Origin of the sequence: Crassaminicella indica (assembly GCF_019203185.1) — a bacterium.
GTDB classification, from domain to species: Bacteria; Bacillota; Clostridia; order Peptostreptococcales; family Thermotaleaceae; genus Crassaminicella; species Crassaminicella indica.
In genome coordinates this window covers 539,908-558,548 of record NZ_CP078093.1, presented here as the reverse complement: position 1 = coordinate 558,548, position 18,641 = coordinate 539,908, and the positions used below count along the sequence as shown (strand labels likewise).

General features: G+C 44.0%; 5 protein-coding genes, 21 tRNA genes and 7 rRNA genes. 28 read left to right on the top strand and 5 right to left on the bottom strand.

Annotated features, from left to right (window positions below):
- Nucleotides 1-27: 27 nt before the first annotated feature.
- Nucleotides 28-144, top strand: a 5S ribosomal RNA gene (rrf, locus tag KVH43_RS02715).
- A gap of 194 nt (nucleotides 145-338) precedes the next feature.
- On the opposite strand, the gene KVH43_RS02710 is transcribed toward rrf (KVH43_RS02715), so the two are convergent.
- Complete coding sequence (locus tag KVH43_RS02710; RefSeq protein WP_218283351.1) at nucleotides 339-1,517, bottom strand: pyridoxal phosphate-dependent aminotransferase; 1,179 nt, start codon at nucleotides 1,515-1,517, stop codon at nucleotides 339-341.
- 837 nt (nucleotides 1,518-2,354) lie between these two features.
- Here KVH43_RS02710 and KVH43_RS02705 point away from each other — a divergent pair.
- The 27 genes from KVH43_RS02705 to KVH43_RS02575 all read left to right on the top strand — a co-directional run bounded on the left by KVH43_RS02705 (nucleotide 2,355) and on the right by KVH43_RS02575 (nucleotide 13,843).
- Nucleotides 2,355-3,881 (top strand): 16S ribosomal RNA (locus KVH43_RS02705).
- Between the two features lie 65 nt (nucleotides 3,882-3,946).
- Nucleotides 3,947-4,022: transfer RNA gene (locus KVH43_RS02700), tRNA-Ala, on the top strand.
- Between the two features lie 47 nt (nucleotides 4,023-4,069).
- Nucleotides 4,070-6,993: ribosomal RNA gene (locus KVH43_RS02695) — 23S ribosomal RNA — on the top strand.
- Between the two features lie 194 nt (nucleotides 6,994-7,187).
- Nucleotides 7,188-7,304 (top strand): 5S ribosomal RNA (gene rrf, locus KVH43_RS02690).
- A 5-nt stretch (nucleotides 7,305-7,309) separates the two neighbouring features.
- A tRNA-Asn gene (locus KVH43_RS02685) sits at nucleotides 7,310-7,384 on the top strand.
- A gap of 6 nt (nucleotides 7,385-7,390) precedes the next feature.
- Nucleotides 7,391-7,479 (top strand) — tRNA-Leu (locus KVH43_RS02680).
- A 6-nt stretch (nucleotides 7,480-7,485) separates the two neighbouring features.
- Nucleotides 7,486-7,561: transfer RNA gene (locus KVH43_RS02675), tRNA-Met, on the top strand.
- A 4-nt stretch (nucleotides 7,562-7,565) separates the two neighbouring features.
- Nucleotides 7,566-7,640 (top strand) — tRNA-Glu (locus KVH43_RS02670).
- 4 nt (nucleotides 7,641-7,644) lie between these two features.
- Nucleotides 7,645-7,720 (top strand) — tRNA-Val (locus tag KVH43_RS02665).
- A 15-nt stretch (nucleotides 7,721-7,735) separates the two neighbouring features.
- A tRNA-Asp gene (locus KVH43_RS02660) sits at nucleotides 7,736-7,812 on the top strand.
- 8 nt (nucleotides 7,813-7,820) lie between these two features.
- Nucleotides 7,821-7,895 (top strand) — tRNA-Thr (locus KVH43_RS02655).
- Between the two features lie 8 nt (nucleotides 7,896-7,903).
- Nucleotides 7,904-7,988: transfer RNA gene (locus KVH43_RS02650), tRNA-Tyr, on the top strand.
- 11 nt (nucleotides 7,989-7,999) lie between these two features.
- Nucleotides 8,000-8,083 (top strand) — tRNA-Leu (locus KVH43_RS02645).
- A gap of 4 nt (nucleotides 8,084-8,087) precedes the next feature.
- Nucleotides 8,088-8,164: transfer RNA gene (locus tag KVH43_RS02640), tRNA-Arg, on the top strand.
- A gap of 5 nt (nucleotides 8,165-8,169) precedes the next feature.
- Nucleotides 8,170-8,245, top strand: a tRNA-Lys gene (locus KVH43_RS02635).
- A gap of 5 nt (nucleotides 8,246-8,250) precedes the next feature.
- Nucleotides 8,251-8,339 (top strand) — tRNA-Ser (locus KVH43_RS02630).
- A 13-nt stretch (nucleotides 8,340-8,352) separates the two neighbouring features.
- A tRNA-Pro gene (locus KVH43_RS02625) sits at nucleotides 8,353-8,429 on the top strand.
- 4 nt (nucleotides 8,430-8,433) lie between these two features.
- Nucleotides 8,434-8,509, top strand: a tRNA-Phe gene (locus tag KVH43_RS02620).
- An 80-nt stretch (nucleotides 8,510-8,589) separates the two neighbouring features.
- Nucleotides 8,590-10,116: ribosomal RNA gene (locus tag KVH43_RS02615) — 16S ribosomal RNA — on the top strand.
- A gap of 65 nt (nucleotides 10,117-10,181) precedes the next feature.
- Nucleotides 10,182-10,257: transfer RNA gene (locus tag KVH43_RS02610), tRNA-Ala, on the top strand.
- Between the two features lie 47 nt (nucleotides 10,258-10,304).
- A 23S ribosomal RNA gene (locus KVH43_RS02605) occupies nucleotides 10,305-13,228 on the top strand.
- Nucleotides 13,229-13,266: 38 nt separating this feature from the next.
- Nucleotides 13,267-13,383, top strand: a 5S ribosomal RNA gene (gene rrf / locus KVH43_RS02600).
- The 16S, 23S and 5S rRNA genes sit together here with 21 tRNA genes alongside, the layout of an rRNA operon.
- A 5-nt stretch (nucleotides 13,384-13,388) precedes the next feature.
- Nucleotides 13,389-13,463 (top strand) — tRNA-Asn (locus tag KVH43_RS02595).
- Between the two features lie 4 nt (nucleotides 13,464-13,467).
- Nucleotides 13,468-13,542, top strand: a tRNA-Glu gene (locus KVH43_RS02590).
- Nucleotides 13,543-13,546: 4 nt separating this feature from the next.
- Nucleotides 13,547-13,622: transfer RNA gene (locus KVH43_RS02585), tRNA-Val, on the top strand.
- A 54-nt stretch (nucleotides 13,623-13,676) separates the two neighbouring features.
- A tRNA-Leu gene (locus KVH43_RS02580) sits at nucleotides 13,677-13,760 on the top strand.
- An 8-nt stretch (nucleotides 13,761-13,768) separates the two neighbouring features.
- Nucleotides 13,769-13,843 (top strand) — tRNA-Gly (locus KVH43_RS02575).
- 90 nt (nucleotides 13,844-13,933) lie between these two features.
- On the opposite strand, the gene KVH43_RS02570 is transcribed toward KVH43_RS02575, so the two are convergent.
- From KVH43_RS02570 to KVH43_RS02555, 4 genes are all read right to left on the bottom strand, one after another.
- On the bottom strand, nucleotides 13,934-14,920 hold the full coding sequence (locus KVH43_RS02570; RefSeq protein WP_218283350.1) for a M42 family metallopeptidase: 987 nt from the start codon (nucleotides 14,918-14,920) through the stop codon (nucleotides 13,934-13,936).
- Complete coding sequence (locus tag KVH43_RS02565; RefSeq protein ID WP_218283349.1) at nucleotides 14,913-15,938, bottom strand: M42 family metallopeptidase; 1,026 nt, start codon at nucleotides 15,936-15,938, stop codon at nucleotides 14,913-14,915. Before KVH43_RS02565 ends, KVH43_RS02570 begins: the two co-directional genes overlap by 8 nt.
- Nucleotides 15,929-16,981: a M42 family metallopeptidase gene (locus KVH43_RS02560; protein ID WP_218283348.1), complete on the bottom strand. Its 1,053-nt coding sequence runs from the start codon at nucleotides 16,979-16,981 to the stop codon at nucleotides 15,929-15,931. Before KVH43_RS02560 ends, KVH43_RS02565 begins: the two co-directional genes overlap by 10 nt.
- Before the next feature lie 306 nt (nucleotides 16,982-17,287).
- A complete protein-coding gene (locus tag KVH43_RS02555; protein WP_218283347.1) occupies nucleotides 17,288-18,505 on the bottom strand; it encodes a 2,3-bisphosphoglycerate-independent phosphoglycerate mutase in 1,218 nt (405 codons plus the stop codon).
- Nucleotides 18,506-18,641: the final 136 nt, after the last annotated feature.

Below are 18,641 nucleotides of genomic sequence, written 5' to 3'. Positions count from 1 at the left end.
GTTTAGTTTTGAGGGTATATATAATAATCCAGTGGCAATAGCGAAGGGGTCACACCTGTTCCCATACCGAACACAGAAGTTAAGCCCTTCAGCGCTGATGGTACTTAGGCGGGGACGCCTTGGGAGAGTAGGTCGCCGCTGGTTATATAAAGGACTTAGGACGAAACGGGTTCGTTTTAGGTCTTTTTTTTATTTTTTTATTATTGAAAGATAAATCAACAATTTTTAGAAAATACTGTGGATAAGTATATAGAAAATTTAAAGTTATTCACATTTTTTTTATATTATAAACATAAAAGAACACTCTTTAAAAATAAAGTAGTGTTCTTTTTATCGTATTATAGGTTTTCTATAAAAGCTTGAATTCGGCTTATTCCTTCTAATAATTCTTCTGTATCACATGCGTAGGAGATACGAATAAAATCATCCATTCCAAAGGCGATTCCTGGAACAACGGCAACCTTTCCTTTGTTTAATAACATATCGGAAAAAGCAACAGAAAAGCTATTATTCCATTTCAATTTATTTTTTAGTTTGGATATATCAATAAACAAATAGAAAGCGCCTTGAGGTTCAATAAATTCAAGCTCTTTAATTTTTTTGAGTGCTTCTACAGCTAAATCTCTTCTGGCTTGATAAGTATTTATCATTTCAACCATTTCTGTATGACAGGAATTTAAAGCAGAAACAGCAGCCCATTGGGAAATAGTACTAGGATGGGATACGAGATGACCTTGTACAGTAGCAATAGCCTTTGCTAATGTTTTATTTGTAGCAGAGTATCCAATTCTCCATCCAGTCATAGCGGCAGATTTAGAAAGTCCATTAATGGTAATGGTGATATTTTTTGCTTCATCAGATAACGAAGCTATACTCACAAAAGAATTAGTGTAACAAATTTTTTCATATATTTCATCTGATAAAATATAGATATTGTGCTTAAGACAAACATCAACAATTCTTTTTAATTCTTCTTTTGAATATACAGCTCCTGTTGGATTAGAAGGGGTTGTAATAAAAATCATTTTCGTTTTAGGAGTAATAATATGTTCAATAGCTTTAGGTGTAACCTTGAAATGATTTTCCTTTTTTGTATCCATAAAAATAGGTTTGCCTCCTACAAGCTTAACCATTTCAGGATAACTAACCCAATAAGGTTTAGGAATAATCACTTCGTCACCATGATCTAATAAAGCAATAAGTGTATTAGTAATAGCATGCTTTGCACCATTTGATACAATAATTTCATCTAATTCATATGAAATATTGTTTTCAACTTGAAGTTTGTTTTGAATAGCTTTACGTAATGTGAGTAATCCAGCTGCTGAATCATACTTTGTTTTATTCGTATTTATTGCTTTTATAGCATTAGTTTTAGCAGCTTGAGGTGTTAAAAAATCTGGTTCTCCAATACTTAAATTAATAATATCTTGTCCTTGACCTTTGAGTTCTTTTACTTTTGTGCTGATTCCTATAGTAAAAGAAGGGGTAATTTCTTTTAACTTTGAAGATAGCATGAGAAACCTCCTTTTATGGAATAAAGATTTATAGATAATATATATGAATATATGATTTTTTTCAATGGAAAGGAACAAAATTTTTTCTTTCAATATAAAACTTTTTTTCATTAAATCCATTTTATATATATAGGTAAACAACTTCAACATAAAAAAAGAAATATATAAAGATAAGTGAATGACTTCGATAACTTTTGTAAAAAAACTTACTGAAATTTCATAAAAAATACGTTAAGAACCTTCATTGTTTGAACGAAGTGAGTTTTGAAGGTTTAGTATTTTTTCATGAAATGAAGTTTAGTTTTTTCAAAAGTTATCTGGAATGAACTATCTTTTATATTTCGTTTTGAAGTTGTTTACCTATAGGGATCCAACTTCAAAGTTTAATTATTTATAAAAGCTTTTTGCATATACAATAGACTTCATTTTGTCTTTAAGAGAATTGAGTTTTTTTATTCGGATTTAGCGTAAGTTTTATGCAATATGCAATTTGTTCAAATAAGTGTTGTGTAAATACATAAAATACCATAAAAAAAGTATTGACTGTATTCATGTATGATGGTATAGTATTACTTGTCTCATTTAGAGAATAGTTTTTGAAAGCTAGAAAAAATTTCTAGTTGACATGCTTGAGATGAGATGGTAAAATATATTTTGTCGCTGATGAAAAGCACAAAGAATTAATAAAAAAAGTGCTTGACAGATTCGACAAAAAGTGCTAATATAAAAAAGTCGCTGAACGGCGATTGAGTAAAAATTTGATCTTTGAAAACTATACAGTGTAAGAAATTAAGCCAGATACTCGTTATAAACGAGAAACGTTCAATTCGAATTCTTTTATTTGAGAGTTTGATCCTGGCTCAGGATGAACGCTGGCGGCGTGCCTAACACATGCAAGTCGAGCGAGAAGCTGTCAATGATCCTTCGGGAGATTTGATTAGTGGAAAGCGGCGGACGGGTGAGTAACGCGTGGGCAACCTGCCCTATACACAGGGATAGCCTCGGGAAACCGGGATTAATACCTGATAAAGCTCTAGTACCGCATGGTACATGAGTCAAAGCTTTAGCGGTATAGGATGGGCCCGCGTCTGATTAGCTAGTTGGTGAGGTAACGGCTCACCAAGGCAACGATCAGTAGCCGACCTGAGAGGGTGATCGGCCACACTGGAACTGAGACACGGTCCAGACTCCTACGGGAGGCAGCAGTGGGGAATATTGCACAATGGGCGAAAGCCTGATGCAGCAACGCCGCGTGAGTGATGAAGGCCTTCGGGTCGTAAAACTCTGTCCTAAGGGAAGAAAACTGACGGTACCTTAGGAGGAAGCCCCGGCTAACTACGTGCCAGCAGCCGCGGTAATACGTAGGGGGCGAGCGTTATCCGGAATCACTGGGCGTAAAGGGTGCGTAGGCGGCCGATAAAGTCTGGGGTGAAAGGCTACGGCTCAACCGTAGTAAGCCTTGGAAACTTATTGGCTTGAGTGCAGGAGAGGAGAGTGGAATTCCTAGTGTAGCGGTGAAATGCGTAGATATTAGGAGGAACACCAGTGGCGAAGGCGACTCTCTGGACTGTAACTGACGCTGAGGCACGAAAGCGTGGGGAGCGAACAGGATTAGATACCCTGGTAGTCCACGCCGTAAACGATGAGTGCTAGGTGTCGGAGGTTCATCCCTTCGGTGCCGCAGCTAACGCATTAAGCACTCCGCCTGGGGAGTACGGTCGCAAGACTGAAACTCAAAGGAATTGACGGGGACCCGCACAAGCAGCGGAGCATGTGGTTTAATTCGAAGCAACGCGAAGAACCTTACCAGGACTTGACATCCTCTGCATTAACCTTAATCGGTGAAATCCCTCCGGGGACAGAGAGACAGGTGGTGCATGGTTGTCGTCAGCTCGTGTCGTGAGATGTTGGGTTAAGTCCCGCAACGAGCGCAACCCTTGTCTTTAGTTGCCAGCATTTCGGATGGGCACTCTAGAGAGACTGCCGGGGATAACTCGGAGGAAGGTGGGGATGACGTCAAATCATCATGCCCCTTATGTTCTGGGCTACACACGTGCTACAATGGCTGGTACAACGGGAAGCGAAGGAGTAATCTGGAGCAAATCCTAAAAGCCAGTCTCAGTTCGGATTGTGGGCTGCAACTCGCCCACATGAAGCTGGAGTTGCTAGTAATCGTGGATCAGAATGCCGCGGTGAATGCGTTCCCGGGTCTTGTACACACCGCCCGTCACACCACGGGAGTTGGGGGCACCCGAAGTCAGCTATCTAACCTTATGGAGGAAGCTGCCGAAGGTGAAATCAATAACTGGGGTGAAGTCGTAACAAGGTAGCCGTATCGGAAGGTGCGGCTGGATCACCTCCTTTCTAAGGAGAAAGGCTTAACTTACACTGTATAGTTTTGAAGGATCAAACCTTCAAAAGTTAATTATGGGGACGTAGCTCAGCTGGGAGAGCACCTGCCTTGCACGCAGGGGGTCAGGGGTTCGATCCCCCTCGTCTCCACCACATGTACTTTGAAAACTGAACAATGCATATAAAATACAATTTTTACTGGTCAAGCTATAAAGAGCATAGGGCGGATGCCTTGGCACCAGGAGCCGATGAAGGACGTGGTAAGCTGCGATAAGCCTCGGGTAGCTGCAAGCAAGCGTTGATCCGGGGATTTCCGAATGGGGAAACCTACTTAAGGTAATACTTAAGTAACTATTACTGAATCCATAGGTAATGGTAGGCATACCAGGGGAACTGAAACATCTAAGTACCCTGAGGAAGAGAAAGAAAACTCGATTCCCTAAGTAGCGGCGAGCGAAAGGGGACTAGCCCAAACCTAAAGAATTTTCTTTAGGGGTTGTGGATATACTCATTAAGAAAGAGGTATTGTAGTCGAAGAAGTCTGGAAAGGCTCACCGTAGAAGGTAATAGTCCTGTAGGCGAAACAAGAAGACTTTCGAGTATACTCCAGAGTACCACGAGACACGTGAAACCTTGTGGGAAGCAGGGGGGACCACCCCCCAAGGCTAAATACTACCTGGTGACCGATAGCGCATAGTACCGTGAGGGAAAGGTGAAAAGAACCCCGGGAGGGGAGTGAAATAGAACCTGAAACCCTATGTTTACAAGCAGTGGAAGTTCTTTTTATGAACGACCGCGTACTTTTTGTAGAACGGGCCAACGAGTTACGGTATGCAGCAAGGTTAAGTAGTTATGCTACGGAGCCGCAGCGAAAGCGAGTCTGAATAGGGCGATTTTAGTTGTATGCCGTAGACCCGAAACCGGGTGACCTATCCATGAGCAGGTTGAAGCGGAAGTAAAATTTCGTGGAGGACCGAACCCATGTCTGTTGAAAAAGGCTGGGATGACTTGTGGATAGCGGAGAAATTCCAATCGAACTCGGAGATAGCTGGTTCTCCCCGAAATAGCTTTAGGGCTAGCCTTAAAAGTTGTGATACGGAGGTAGAGCACTGAATGTCCTAGGGGCCCTCACCGGTTACCGAAGACTATCAAACTCCGAATGCCGTAATCATAATTTTAGGAGTCAGACTATGTGTGATAAGATTCATAGTCGAGAGGGAAACAGCCCAGACCGTCAGCTAAGGTCCCTAAGTACAGGTTAAGTGGAAAAGGATGTGGGATTGCATAGACAACTAGGATGTTGGCTTAGAAGCAGCCATTCATTCAAAGAGTGCGTAATAGCTCACTAGTCGAGTGATCCTGCGCCGAAAATTACCGGGGCTCAAACCTGTCACCGAAGCTACGGCATCCCTTTGGGATGGGTAGGGGAGCATTGTATACGGGTTGAAGCTGTACCGTAAGGAGCAGTGGACTGTATACAAGAGAGAATGTTGGCATGAGTAGCGAGAGGCAGGTGAGAATCCTGCCCGCCGAAAACCTAAGGTTTCCTGAGGAAGGTTCGTCCACTCAGGGTTAGTCGGGACCTAAGCCGAGGACGAAAGTCGTAGGCGATGGACAACAGGTTGAAATTCCTGTACCACCGAAAATCGTTTGAGCAATGGGGTGACACAGGAGGATAGGTTAAGCGCACCGTTGGTTGTGTGCGTCCAAGCGTTTAGGAAGTCGAGATAGGCAAATCCGTTTCGATAATTCTGAGACGTGATGGGGAGCGAAAAACAAGTAGCGAACTTACTGATTCCACACTGTCAAGAAAAGCCTCTAGCGAGATTGTAGGTGCCCGTACCGCAAACCGACACAGGTAGGTGAGGAGAGAATCCTAAGGCGAGCGAGAGAACTATTGTTAAGGAACTCGGCAAAATGACCCCGTAACTTCGGGAGAAGGGGTGCCACGTTAGGGTGCAAGCCCGAGGTGGCCGCAGAGAATAGGCCCAAGCGACTGTTTAGCAAAAACACAGGTCTCTGCTAAGTCGAAAGACGATGTATAGGGGCTGACGCCTGCCCGGTGCTGGAAGGTTAAGGGGAAGTGTTAACGAAAGTGAAGCACAGAACTTAAGCCCCAGTAAACGGCGGCCGTAACTATAACGGTCCTAAGGTAGCGAAATTCCTTGTCGGGTAAGTTCCGACCCGCACGAAAGGCGTAACGATTTGGGCACTGTCTCAACAATAGACTCGGTGAAATTGTAGTACCGGTGAAGATGCCGGTTACCCGCAGCAGGACGGAAAGACCCCGTGGAGCTTTACTGTAGCCTGACACTGGATTTTGGTATTACATGTACAGGATAGGTGGGAGACTGAGAAGCATGCACGCCAGTGTGTGTGGAGTCGACGTTGGGATACCACTCTTGTAATACTGAAGTTCTAACCATAAGCTGTGAATCCAGCTTTGGGACACTGTCAGGTGGGCAGTTTGACTGGGGCGGTCGCCTCCTAAAGAGTAACGGAGGCGCCCAAAGGTTCCCTCAGCGCGGTCGGAAATCGCGCGAAGAGTGCAAAGGCAGAAGGGAGCTTGATTGCGAGACACACAGGTCGAGCAAGGACGAAAGTCGGGCTTAGTGATCCGGTGGTTCCGAGTGGAAGGGCCATCGCTCAACGGATAAAAGCTACCCCGGGGATAACAGGCTTATCTCCCCCAAGAGTCCACATCGACGGGGAGGTTTGGCACCTCGATGTCGGCTCGTCTCATCCTGGGGCTGAAGTAGGTCCCAAGGGTTGGGCTGTTCGCCCATTAAAGAGGCACGCGAGCTGGGTTCAGAACGTCGTGAGACAGTTCGGTCCCTATCCGCTGTGGGCGTAGGAAATTTGAGAGGAGCTGTCCTTAGTACGAGAGGACCGGGATGGACGTACCTCTGGTGCATCAGTTGTCACGCCAGTGGCACAGCTGAGTAGCTATGTACGGAAGGGATAAGCGCTGAAGGCATCTAAGCGCGAAGCCCCCCTTAAGATAAGATTTCCCATGGAGTTAATCCAGTAAGACCCCAGAAAGACGATCTGGTTGATAGGTCGGAGGTGTAAGGGCAGTAATGTCTTTAGCTGACCGATACTAATAGGTCGAGGGCTTGACCAAAATATGCATTGTTTAGTTTTGAGGGTATAAAAAAGCAGTTGACAAAATTCTAGCAAGGTGGTAAAATAAATTTCGTCTTAACTCAACATTAGTATGTATAAGGATTTGTGTAGGATTAAAAAAATGCAAATTCTTTAAAAAAAGTGTTGACAAACTGCGAAAAACGAGATAAAATATATCTTGTCCTCAAAAAATCCAGTGGCAATAGCGAAGGGGTCACACCTGTTCCCATACCGAACACAGAAGTTAAGCCCTTCAGCGCTGATGGTACTTAGGCGGAGACGCCTTGGGAGAGTAGGTCGCCGCTGGTTTGTGTTCCAAGGTAGCTCAATGGTGGAGCACTCGGCTGTTAACCGATAGGTTGTGGGTTCGAGTCCCACCCTTGGAGCCAAAGAATGCCGGGGTGGCGGAACTGGCAGACGCACAGGACTTAAAATCCTGCGGTCCTTACAGACCGTACCGGTTCGATTCCGGTCCCCGGCACCAAAATATCGCGGAGTGGAGCAGCTGGCAGCTCGTCGGGCTCATAACCCGAAGGTCGTAGGTTCAAATCCTGCCTCCGCAACCATTAAGGCCCATTGGTCAAGCGGTCAAGACACCGCCCTTTCACGGCGGTAACCCGGGTTCGATTCCCGGATGGGTCACCATTTTGGGCGCATAGCTCAGCTGGGAGAGCACCTGCCTTACAAGCAGGGGGTCATAGGTTCGATCCCTATTGCGCCCACCATTAAAATTTGATTATGGCCCGGTAGTTCAGTTGGTTAGAATGCCAGCCTGTCACGCTGGAGGTCGAGGGTTCGAGCCCCTTCCGGGTCGCCAATAAATGTGCTGGTGTGGCTCAACGGTAGAGCAGCTGACTTGTAATCAGCAGGTTGGGGGTTCGATTCCCTTCGCCAGCTCCAAAGAATTAGGAGGAGTTCCCGAGTGGCCAAAGGGGGCGGACTGTAAATCCGTTAGCTAAGCTTTCAGTGGTTCGAATCCACTCTCCTCCACCAAATTTTATATCGCGGGTGTGGCGGAATTGGCAGACGCACTAGACTTAGGATCTAGCGCCTTGTGCGTGGGGGTTCAAGTCCCTCCACCCGCACCAATATGGGTTCATAGCTCAGCTGGATAGAGCAACGGCCTTCTAAGCCGTGTGTCCGGGGTTCGAGTCCCTGTGGACCCGCCATACTAGACCCATTAGCTCAGTCGGTAGAGCACTTGACTTTTAATCAAGGTGTCCCGCGTTCGAGCCGCGGATGGGTCACCAAATACGGAGGGGTGTCCGAGTGGTTTAAGGAGCTGGTCTTGAAAACCAGTGACTCCGCAAGGGGCCGTGGGTTCGAATCCCACCCCCTCCGCCACATGAAAAAATATCGAGGTGTAGCGCAGTTTGGTAGCGCATCTGGTTTGGGACCAGAGGGCCGCGGGTTCAAATCCTGCCACCTCGACCAAAATGCCCAGATAGCTCAGTCGGTAGAGCAGGGGACTGAAAATCCCCGTGTCGGTGGTTCGATTCCGCCTCTGGGCACCATTTGATCTTTGAAAACTATACAGTGTAAGAAATTAAGCCAGATACTCGTTATAAACGAGAAACGTTCAATTCGAATTCTTTTATTTGAGAGTTTGATCCTGGCTCAGGATGAACGCTGGCGGCGTGCCTAACACATGCAAGTCGAGCGAGAAGCTGTCAATGATCCTTCGGGAGATTTGATTAGTGGAAAGCGGCGGACGGGTGAGTAACGCGTGGGCAACCTGCCCTATACACAGGGATAGCCTCGGGAAACCGGGATTAATACCTGATAAAGCTCTAGTATCGCATGGTACATGAGTCAAAGCTTTAGCGGTATAGGATGGGCCCGCGTCTGATTAGCTAGTTGGTGAGGTAACGGCTCACCAAGGCAACGATCAGTAGCCGACCTGAGAGGGTGATCGGCCACACTGGAACTGAGACACGGTCCAGACTCCTACGGGAGGCAGCAGTGGGGAATATTGCACAATGGGCGAAAGCCTGATGCAGCAACGCCGCGTGAGTGATGAAGGCCTTCGGGTCGTAAAACTCTGTCCTAAGGGAAGAAAACTGACGGTACCTTAGGAGGAAGCCCCGGCTAACTACGTGCCAGCAGCCGCGGTAATACGTAGGGGGCGAGCGTTATCCGGAATCACTGGGCGTAAAGGGTGCGTAGGCGGCCGATAAAGTCTGGGGTGAAAGGCTACGGCTCAACCGTAGTAAGCCTTGGAAACTTATTGGCTTGAGTGCAGGAGAGGAGAGTGGAATTCCTAGTGTAGCGGTGAAATGCGTAGATATTAGGAGGAACACCAGTGGCGAAGGCGACTCTCTGGACTGTAACTGACGCTGAGGCACGAAAGCGTGGGGAGCGAACAGGATTAGATACCCTGGTAGTCCACGCCGTAAACGATGAGTGCTAGGTGTCGGAGGTTCATCCCTTCGGTGCCGCAGCTAACGCATTAAGCACTCCGCCTGGGGAGTACGGTCGCAAGACTGAAACTCAAAGGAATTGACGGGGACCCGCACAAGCAGCGGAGCATGTGGTTTAATTCGAAGCAACGCGAAGAACCTTACCAGGACTTGACATCCTCTGCATTAACCTTAATCGGTGAAATCCCTCCGGGGACAGAGAGACAGGTGGTGCATGGTTGTCGTCAGCTCGTGTCGTGAGATGTTGGGTTAAGTCCCGCAACGAGCGCAACCCTTGTCTTTAGTTGCCAGCATTTCGGATGGGCACTCTAGAGAGACTGCCGGGGATAACTCGGAGGAAGGTGGGGATGACGTCAAATCATCATGCCCCTTATGTTCTGGGCTACACACGTGCTACAATGGCTGGTACAACGGGAAGCGAAGGAGTAATCTGGAGCAAATCCTAAAAGCCAGTCTCAGTTCGGATTGTGGGCTGCAACTCGCCCACATGAAGCTGGAGTTGCTAGTAATCGTGGATCAGAATGCCGCGGTGAATGCGTTCCCGGGTCTTGTACACACCGCCCGTCACACCACGGGAGTTGGGGGCACCCGAAGTCAGCTATCTAACCTTATGGAGGAAGCTGCCGAAGGTGAAATCAATAACTGGGGTGAAGTCGTAACAAGGTAGCCGTATCGGAAGGTGCGGCTGGATCACCTCCTTTCTAAGGAGAAAGGCTTAACTTATACTGTATAGTTTTGAAGGATCAAACCTTCAAAAGTTAATTATGGGGACGTAGCTCAGCTGGGAGAGCACCTGCCTTGCACGCAGGGGGTCAGGGGTTCGATCCCCCTCGTCTCCACCACATGTACTTTGAAAACTGAACAATGCATATAAAATACAATTTTTACTGGTCAAGCTATAAAGAGCATAGGGCGGATGCCTTGGCACCAGGAGCCGATGAAGGACGTGGTAAGCTGCGATAAGCCTCGGGTAGCTGCAAGCAAGCGTTGATCCGGGGATTTCCGAATGGGGAAACCTACTTAAGGTAATACTTAAGTAACCATTACTGAATCCATAGGTAATGGTAGGCATACCAGGGGAACTGAAACATCTAAGTACCCTGAGGAAGAGAAAGAAAACTCGATTCCCTAAGTAGCGGCGAGCGAAAGGGGACTAGCCCAAACCTAAAGAATTTTCTTTAGGGGTTGTGGATATACTCATTAAGAAAGAGGTATTGTAGTCGAAGAAGTCTGGAAAGGCTCACCGTAGAAGGTAATAGTCCTGTAGGCGAAACAAGAAGACTTTCGAGTATACTCCAGAGTACCACGAGACACGTGAAACCTTGTGGGAAGCAGGGGGGACCACCCCCCAAGGCTAAATACTACCTGGTGACCGATAGCGCATAGTACCGTGAGGGAAAGGTGAAAAGAACCCCGGGAGGGGAGTGAAATAGAACCTGAAACCCTATGTTTACAAGCAGTGGAAGTTCTTTTTATGAACGACCGCGTACTTTTTGTAGAACGGGCCAACGAGTTACGGTATGCAGCAAGGTTAAGTAGTTATGCTACGGAGCCGCAGCGAAAGCGAGTCTGAATAGGGCGATTTTAGTTGTATGCCGTAGACCCGAAACCGGGTGACCTATCCATGAGCAGGTTGAAGCGGAAGTAAAATTTCGTGGAGGACCGAACCCATGTCTGTTGAAAAAGGCTGGGATGACTTGTGGATAGCGGAGAAATTCCAATCGAACTCGGAGATAGCTGGTTCTCCCCGAAATAGCTTTAGGGCTAGCCTTAAAAGTTGTGATACGGAGGTAGAGCACTGAATGTCCTAGGGGCCCTCACCGGTTACCGAAGACTATCAAACTCCGAATGCCGTAATCATAATTTTAGGAGTCAGACTATGTGTGATAAGATTCATAGTCGAGAGGGAAACAGCCCAGACCGTCAGCTAAGGTCCCTAAGTACAGGTTAAGTGGAAAAGGATGTGGGATTGCATAGACAACTAGGATGTTGGCTTAGAAGCAGCCATTCATTCAAAGAGTGCGTAATAGCTCACTAGTCGAGTGATCCTGCGCCGAAAATTACCGGGGCTCAAACCTGTCACCGAAGCTACGGCATCCCTTTGGGATGGGTAGGGGAGCATTGTATACGGGTTGAAGCTGTACCGTAAGGAGCAGTGGACTGTATACAAGAGAGAATGTTGGCATGAGTAGCGAGAGGCAGGTGAGAATCCTGCCCGCCGAAAACCTAAGGTTTCCTGAGGAAGGTTCGTCCACTCAGGGTTAGTCGGGACCTAAGCCGAGGACGAAAGTCGTAGGCGATGGACAACAGGTTGAAATTCCTGTACCACCGAAAATCGTTTGAGCAATGGGGTGACACAGGAGGATAGGTTAAGCGCACCGTTGGTTGTGTGCGTCCAAGCGTTTAGGAAGTCGAGATAGGCAAATCCGTTTCGATAATTCTGAGACGTGATGGGGAGCGAAAAACAAGTAGCGAACTTACTGATTCCACACTGTCAAGAAAAGCCTCTAGCGAGATTGTAGGTGCCCGTACCGCAAACCGACACAGGTAGGTGAGGAGAGAATCCTAAGGCGAGCGAGAGAACTATTGTTAAGGAACTCGGCAAAATGACCCCGTAACTTCGGGAGAAGGGGTGCCACGTTAGGGTGCAAGCCCGAGGTGGCCGCAGAGAATAGGCCCAAGCGACTGTTTAGCAAAAACACAGGTCTCTGCTAAGTCGAAAGACGATGTATAGGGGCTGACGCCTGCCCGGTGCTGGAAGGTTAAGGGGAAGTGTTAACGAAAGTGAAGCACAGAACTTAAGCCCCAGTAAACGGCGGCCGTAACTATAACGGTCCTAAGGTAGCGAAATTCCTTGTCGGGTAAGTTCCGACCCGCACGAAAGGCGTAACGATTTGGGCACTGTCTCAACAATAGACTCGGTGAAATTGTAGTACCGGTGAAGATGCCGGTTACCCGCAGCAGGACGGAAAGACCCCGTGGAGCTTTACTGTAGCCTGACACTGGATTTTGGTATTACATGTACAGGATAGGTGGGAGACTGAGAAGCATGCACGCCAGTGTGTGTGGAGTCGACGTTGGGATACCACTCTTGTAATACTGAAGTTCTAACCATAAGCTGTGAATCCAGCTTTGGGACACTGTCAGGTGGGCAGTTTGACTGGGGCGGTCGCCTCCTAAAGAGTAACGGAGGCGCCCAAAGGTTCCCTCAGCGCGGTCGGAAATCGCGCGAAGAGTGCAAAGGCAGAAGGGAGCTTGATTGCGAGACACACAGGTCGAGCAAGGACGAAAGTCGGGCTTAGTGATCCGGTGGTTCCGAGTGGAAGGGCCATCGCTCAACGGATAAAAGCTACCCCGGGGATAACAGGCTTATCTCCCCCAAGAGTCCACATCGACGGGGAGGTTTGGCACCTCGATGTCGGCTCGTCTCATCCTGGGGCTGAAGTAGGTCCCAAGGGTTGGGCTGTTCGCCCATTAAAGAGGCACGCGAGCTGGGTTCAGAACGTCGTGAGACAGTTCGGTCCCTATCCGCTGTGGGCGTAGGAAATTTGAGAGGAGCTGTCCTTAGTACGAGAGGACCGGGATGGACGTACCTCTGGTGCATCAGTTGTCACGCCAGTGGCACAGCTGAGTAGCTATGTACGGAAGGGATAAGCGCTGAAGGCATCTAAGCGCGAAGCCCCCCTTAAGATAAGATTTCCCATGGAGTTAATCCAGTAAGACCCCAGAAAGACGATCTGGTTGATAGGTCGGAGGTGTAAGGGCAGTAATGTCTTTAGCTGACCGATACTAATAGGTCGAGGGCTTGACCAAAATATGCATTGTTTAGTTTTGAGGGTATAATATAGTAATCCAGTGGCAATAGCGAAGGGGTCACACCTGTTCCCATACCGAACACAGAAGTTAAGCCCTTCAGCGCTGATGGTACTTAGGCGGAGACGCCTTGGGAGAGTAGGTCGCCGCTGGTTTGTGTTCCAAGGTAGCTCAATGGTGGAGCACTCGGCTGTTAACCGATAGGTTGTGGGTTCGAGTCCCACCCTTGGAGCCATTAAGGCCCATTGGTCAAGCGGTCAAGACACCGCCCTTTCACGGCGGTAACCCGGGTTCGATTCCCGGATGGGTCACCATTTTGGGCGCATAGCTCAGCTGGGAGAGCACCTGCCTTACAAGCAGGGGGTCATAGGTTCGATCCCTATTGCGCCCACCAATTTTAGTTAACACGATTGTGTTAACTTTATTATTTTAAAAAATATTAGTATTTGCGGGTGTGGCGGAATTGGCAGACGCACTAGACTTAGGATCTAGCGCCTTGTGCGTGGGGGTTCAAGTCCCTCCACCCGCACCAATAATTAAGCGGAAGTGGCTCAGTGGTAGAGCATCGCCTTGCCAAGGCGAGGGTCGCGGGTTCGAATCCCGTCTTCCGCTCCATTTTATTTTTTGAAGTGATTATATAAAAACTATGTCAATATGATTGACATAGTTTTTTTCAAAAGTTATTTGGTATGAACGTTTTTTTTTTTATATTTCATTTTCCAATATCTTCGTCAAAAGAATAATAGCATTTTCTACATCTTCTTTAGAAACCATTTCTGAAGGGGTGTGAACATATCTACAAGGAATAGATAAAACACCTGAAGGAACACCACTTCTAGTTAAGTGTATTGATCCTGAGTCTGTACCACCAAATTCTAATACTTCTAGTTGATAAGGAATGTTATTTTCTTTTGCTGTATTAATCATTAGATTTTTAACAGCAGGATGACTAAGTAATGAATGATCCTTTATTTTTACAGCAGGACCACTTCCTAGTTTAACAGCCATGTGTTTTGCATGAGGGGTATCTCCCGTACTTGTAACATCTATAGAAATAGCTATATCAGGATCTACTGAAAAAGCAGCAGTTTTTGCTCCTCTTAAACCTAATTCCTCTTGAACGGTAAAGACGAAGTATAGTTCATTTGGAGAATTTTTTAAGTTTTTGATTGTTTCGATGGCAATAAAACAACCAATTCGATCATCTAAAGCTTTTGCAGTAATAAAATCGCCAAGAGCTGTAAAGGAGCTGTAAAATGAAGCCACATCTCCAATATTTACTTTTTTTAGTGCTTCTTCTTTATTTTTTGCACCAATATCAATATACATTTTCTCAAGCTTTAGCTTTTTCATATCCTCTAAATGCTCCATGCCTATGATGCCTATGGTTTTATTAGAGAATAAAACTCTTTGACTAAGAGAAATATATGGAGAAACTCCTCCTATATTTGAGAATCTTAAGAATCCTTCATCTGTAATACCTGTTATGATAACACCAATTTCATCCATATGGCTGGCAAGCATCACGCGTTTTCCATTTCCTCTTTTAATGGCTATAAGATTTCCCATTCTATCAACGCTTATTTCATCTACATAATCCTGAATTTCAGTTTGAATCAGATGACGAATCTGTTCTTCATTTCCTGCAGGACCGTACGCATTAGTAAGTTTTTTTAATAATTCGCTATTCATTGTTATCCTCCTTTTTTACTGATTCAAGGAAAAGAGCTACAAGCTTTATTGCGTTTTCAAAATCCTCCTTGTGAATTACAGAAATAGGAGAGTGAAGATATCTACATGGGACAGAAATAGCTGAGGTGGGAATGCCATTTCTTGTTAAATGGATTCTTCCTGCATCATTTCCTCCTTTTGTTGTTTGTTTAAATTGTATATTGATCTTATGATCTTTTGCAATTTGCAATAATTTTTTAATTATATTTTTGTCAAAATATGAACCGCTGTCTACTAATGAAATGGCAGGTCCTGCACCTAGACGAGTAGCAAAATCTGGCTCATCTATATCTGTTACATCGTAGCAAGTAGTTCCTTCAAGTACAAGAGCCATATCAGGATTTAGTCTATAGGCTGCAACTCCAGCACCACGCAATCCTACTTCTTCTTGTACAGAAAATACTGCATAAATTGTAGAGTTATATTCGTTTTTAAGTATTTCCATTATCATTGCACAGCCTGCTCTGTCATCTAAAGCTTTAGCCTTTATAAGATGGTTGCCAAACTCTGTATAATTGCTTACAAAATGAATATAATCTCCTCTTGAAACTAATTTTTCAGCTTCTTCCTTTGAACTTGCACCAATATCTATGTAAAGCTCTTTGTACTTTAGGGCTTTTTTTCTTTCTTCTGGTTCTTGAAGATGAATGGCCTTCGCACCAATGACACCCTTAATTTTATTTTTACCGATTTCAACTACTTTGGAAACAAAAATACGATCATCCATACCCCCTACAGGTAGGAACTTAATAAATCCATTTTCATCAATAGCTTTTACCATCATGCCTACTTCATCCATATGTGCTGAGAGCATGATAGATGGGTAGTTTTCTTTTCCTTTTTTTATTGCAATAAGATTTCCTAAAAAATCAATTTTTATTTCATCTACATAAGGTTTTATTTCCTCATAAATAAAGTCTCTTACTTCTTTTTCATTTCCTGAAACACCAGAAAGCTCGCAAAGCTTTTTTAGAAGCATAAAAATCCCTCCAAATCCTCATCATCTAAGCTTGCAATAAAATAAGCAAGTAGTCTGCCTGTATTTTTTATATCTTGTAGGTTGATTGTTTCAACAGAGGTATGCATATACCTAAGAGGAATAGAGAGTACACCAGTTGCTACGCCAGACTGGGTGATTTGCATAGATTGAGCATCTGTTCCAGAGTTACCAGGACTTAATTCAATTTGAAATGGAATATTATATTCTTTTGCAATTTCTTTGAATCTTTTATGTATTTTTGGATGAATATTTGCACCTAAAGTAATACCTGGACCTTTTCCTAACTCTAGGGTATCATCTTTAGATAATTCTGGAGTTTTTCCAAAACCTACATCTACAGCGATGCCAATATGGGGGGATATGCCAAAAGTACTTACTATAGCTCCTCTAGTTCCTACTTCTTCTTGGACTGTCGCTACTCCAAAAACATCACATTGATGATTTATTTTTTTTAGTTCTCTAAAGCATTCTATCATTGCAGCAATCCCAGCTTTATCATCAAGGGCTTTGCCTGCAATTGTATCTCCTAGTAGAGGAATCATTTGTCTATTTATGGTAATAGGATCACCAATACTTATGAATTGTTCAGCTTCCTCTTTTGTAAGTCCAATATCGATAAGTAAATCTTCTATTGCTACAGCACTCTTTCGTTCTTCAGGAGTTTGAAGGTGAGGTGCTTTTGTAGCAATAACGCCAAATAAATCTTTTTTTCCATGAATGATTACTTCCTGAGCAAGAAGAGTTCTTTGATCTACTCCACCAATATTGGTAACCTTGATGAATCCATTTTTGTCAATATCCTTTACCATAAGACCGATTTCATCCATATGCGCAGCTAACATAATTTTAATAGGATTTTTTGCAGTACCTTTTTTATAAGCGATTAGATTTCCTAGTTTATCTCTTTTGATATTATCTGTTATATCCTTTAAATAGGCTTCAATCCTATTAGCCATAGAGCTTTCAAAGCCTGAGACGCTAGGATTTTCTATCATTTCTTTTAATACTTGTTTGACATCCATTATTTTCCTCCTTTCTGTTTTTAAGAATTTATATATATAGGTAAACAACTTTAAAATGAAATATAAAAGATAGTTCATTCCAGATAACTTTTGAAAAAACAAAACTTCATTTCATGAAAAAATACTAAACCTTCAAAACTCACTTCGTTCAAACAATGAAGGTTCTTAACGTATTTTTCATGAAATTTCAGTAAGTTTTTTTACAAAAGTTATCGAAGTCATTCACTTATCTTTATATATTTCTTTTTTTATGTTGATGTTGTTTACCCATATATATTAGATCTATATCATTATAGCATAAAAATATTAAGCACCAAACTTATCCAGCCTCTTAGCATTTGCTAAAAGTATTCCCATTAAATATTTACTTTCAAAAAATCCCAATCCTCCATTACTACAAGCGTTTTCATGAAAAACTTTTACATCATCTACTCCAGCAAATTGACTGTGGATAAGTATAGGAATAGGATGCCAGCTGTGAGAGCGCATTGCACATGGAGAGGAATGATCAGCTGTTATTGCTAAAACATCAGGCTTGTTTTCTAGAATAATAGGCAGTGCTTTATCTACTTTTTCAATGCAGCTTACCTTTGAATCAAAGTTTCCATCTTCTCCTGCTTGATCTGTACCTTTTACATGAATAAAGAAGAAATCATATTTATTGTGTGCATTTATATAAGTTTCAAATAATCCTTCTATGGAATCAGGAGCAGGTAGCAATGTCATTCCAAGTAAAGAAGCAATACCTCTATACATAGGATATGTAGCAATAGCAGCAGACTCTAGTAAATATTTATCTCTCATTGAAGCAATTTTGGGTTTTGATGCAATTCCTCGCATTAAAAATGCATTTGCAGGACTTTTATCCTTGAGCAGTGCATAGCCTTCTTTAATAAATTGGTTGATTACATTTGCAAGAAATTGAGAAGGGGGATTTTTCCCAATAGCTGTAAGGGGTGCTTTTCCCTCTACTAAAGGATCTATATCATTGATCATTGATCCGATTTCTTTTTCTTTGCTTCTAAAGATGGTAACAAATCGGTGGCCTTTTCCGGGCTTTATGATAATTTCTACACCATCAATTTCTTTAATGCTTTTTAGTATATTACATAATTCGATAGTTGTTTCTGTAGGGATTCTCCCTGCTCTGCGATCTATAATAAGCCCTGCATCATTCATCGTAGCAAAATTACATCTTGCAGCGACATCATAAGATTTCAACTCAAAACCAATACCAACGGCTTCTAAAACTCCTCTGCCAATTGTATGGTACATAGGGTCATAGCCAAAGAGACCAAGATGACCTGGACCACTTCCAGGAGTGATACCTGGAAGTATTGGATGCATACGTCCTGTAACAGATGCTTTTGCTAATTTATCTAAATTAGGAGTATGTGCGTATTCAAGAGGGGTTTTATTTTTAAACTTTGGGCTTCTAATGTCGCCAACACCATCTAGCACGAGTAAAACGATCTTTGAATTATTTGATTTTATAGTACTTTGAATAATTTGTTCATAATTCATATTATCACCTCATTATTTATTTTTCCACAAAATAAAATAATCATGTAAAAGTATTTTAATTCAAAATCATGTAAAATAATTAATTAATTTAAAAAATAAAAATTTTTTATAGGACTTGAAGGGTTTTTACTGTGTA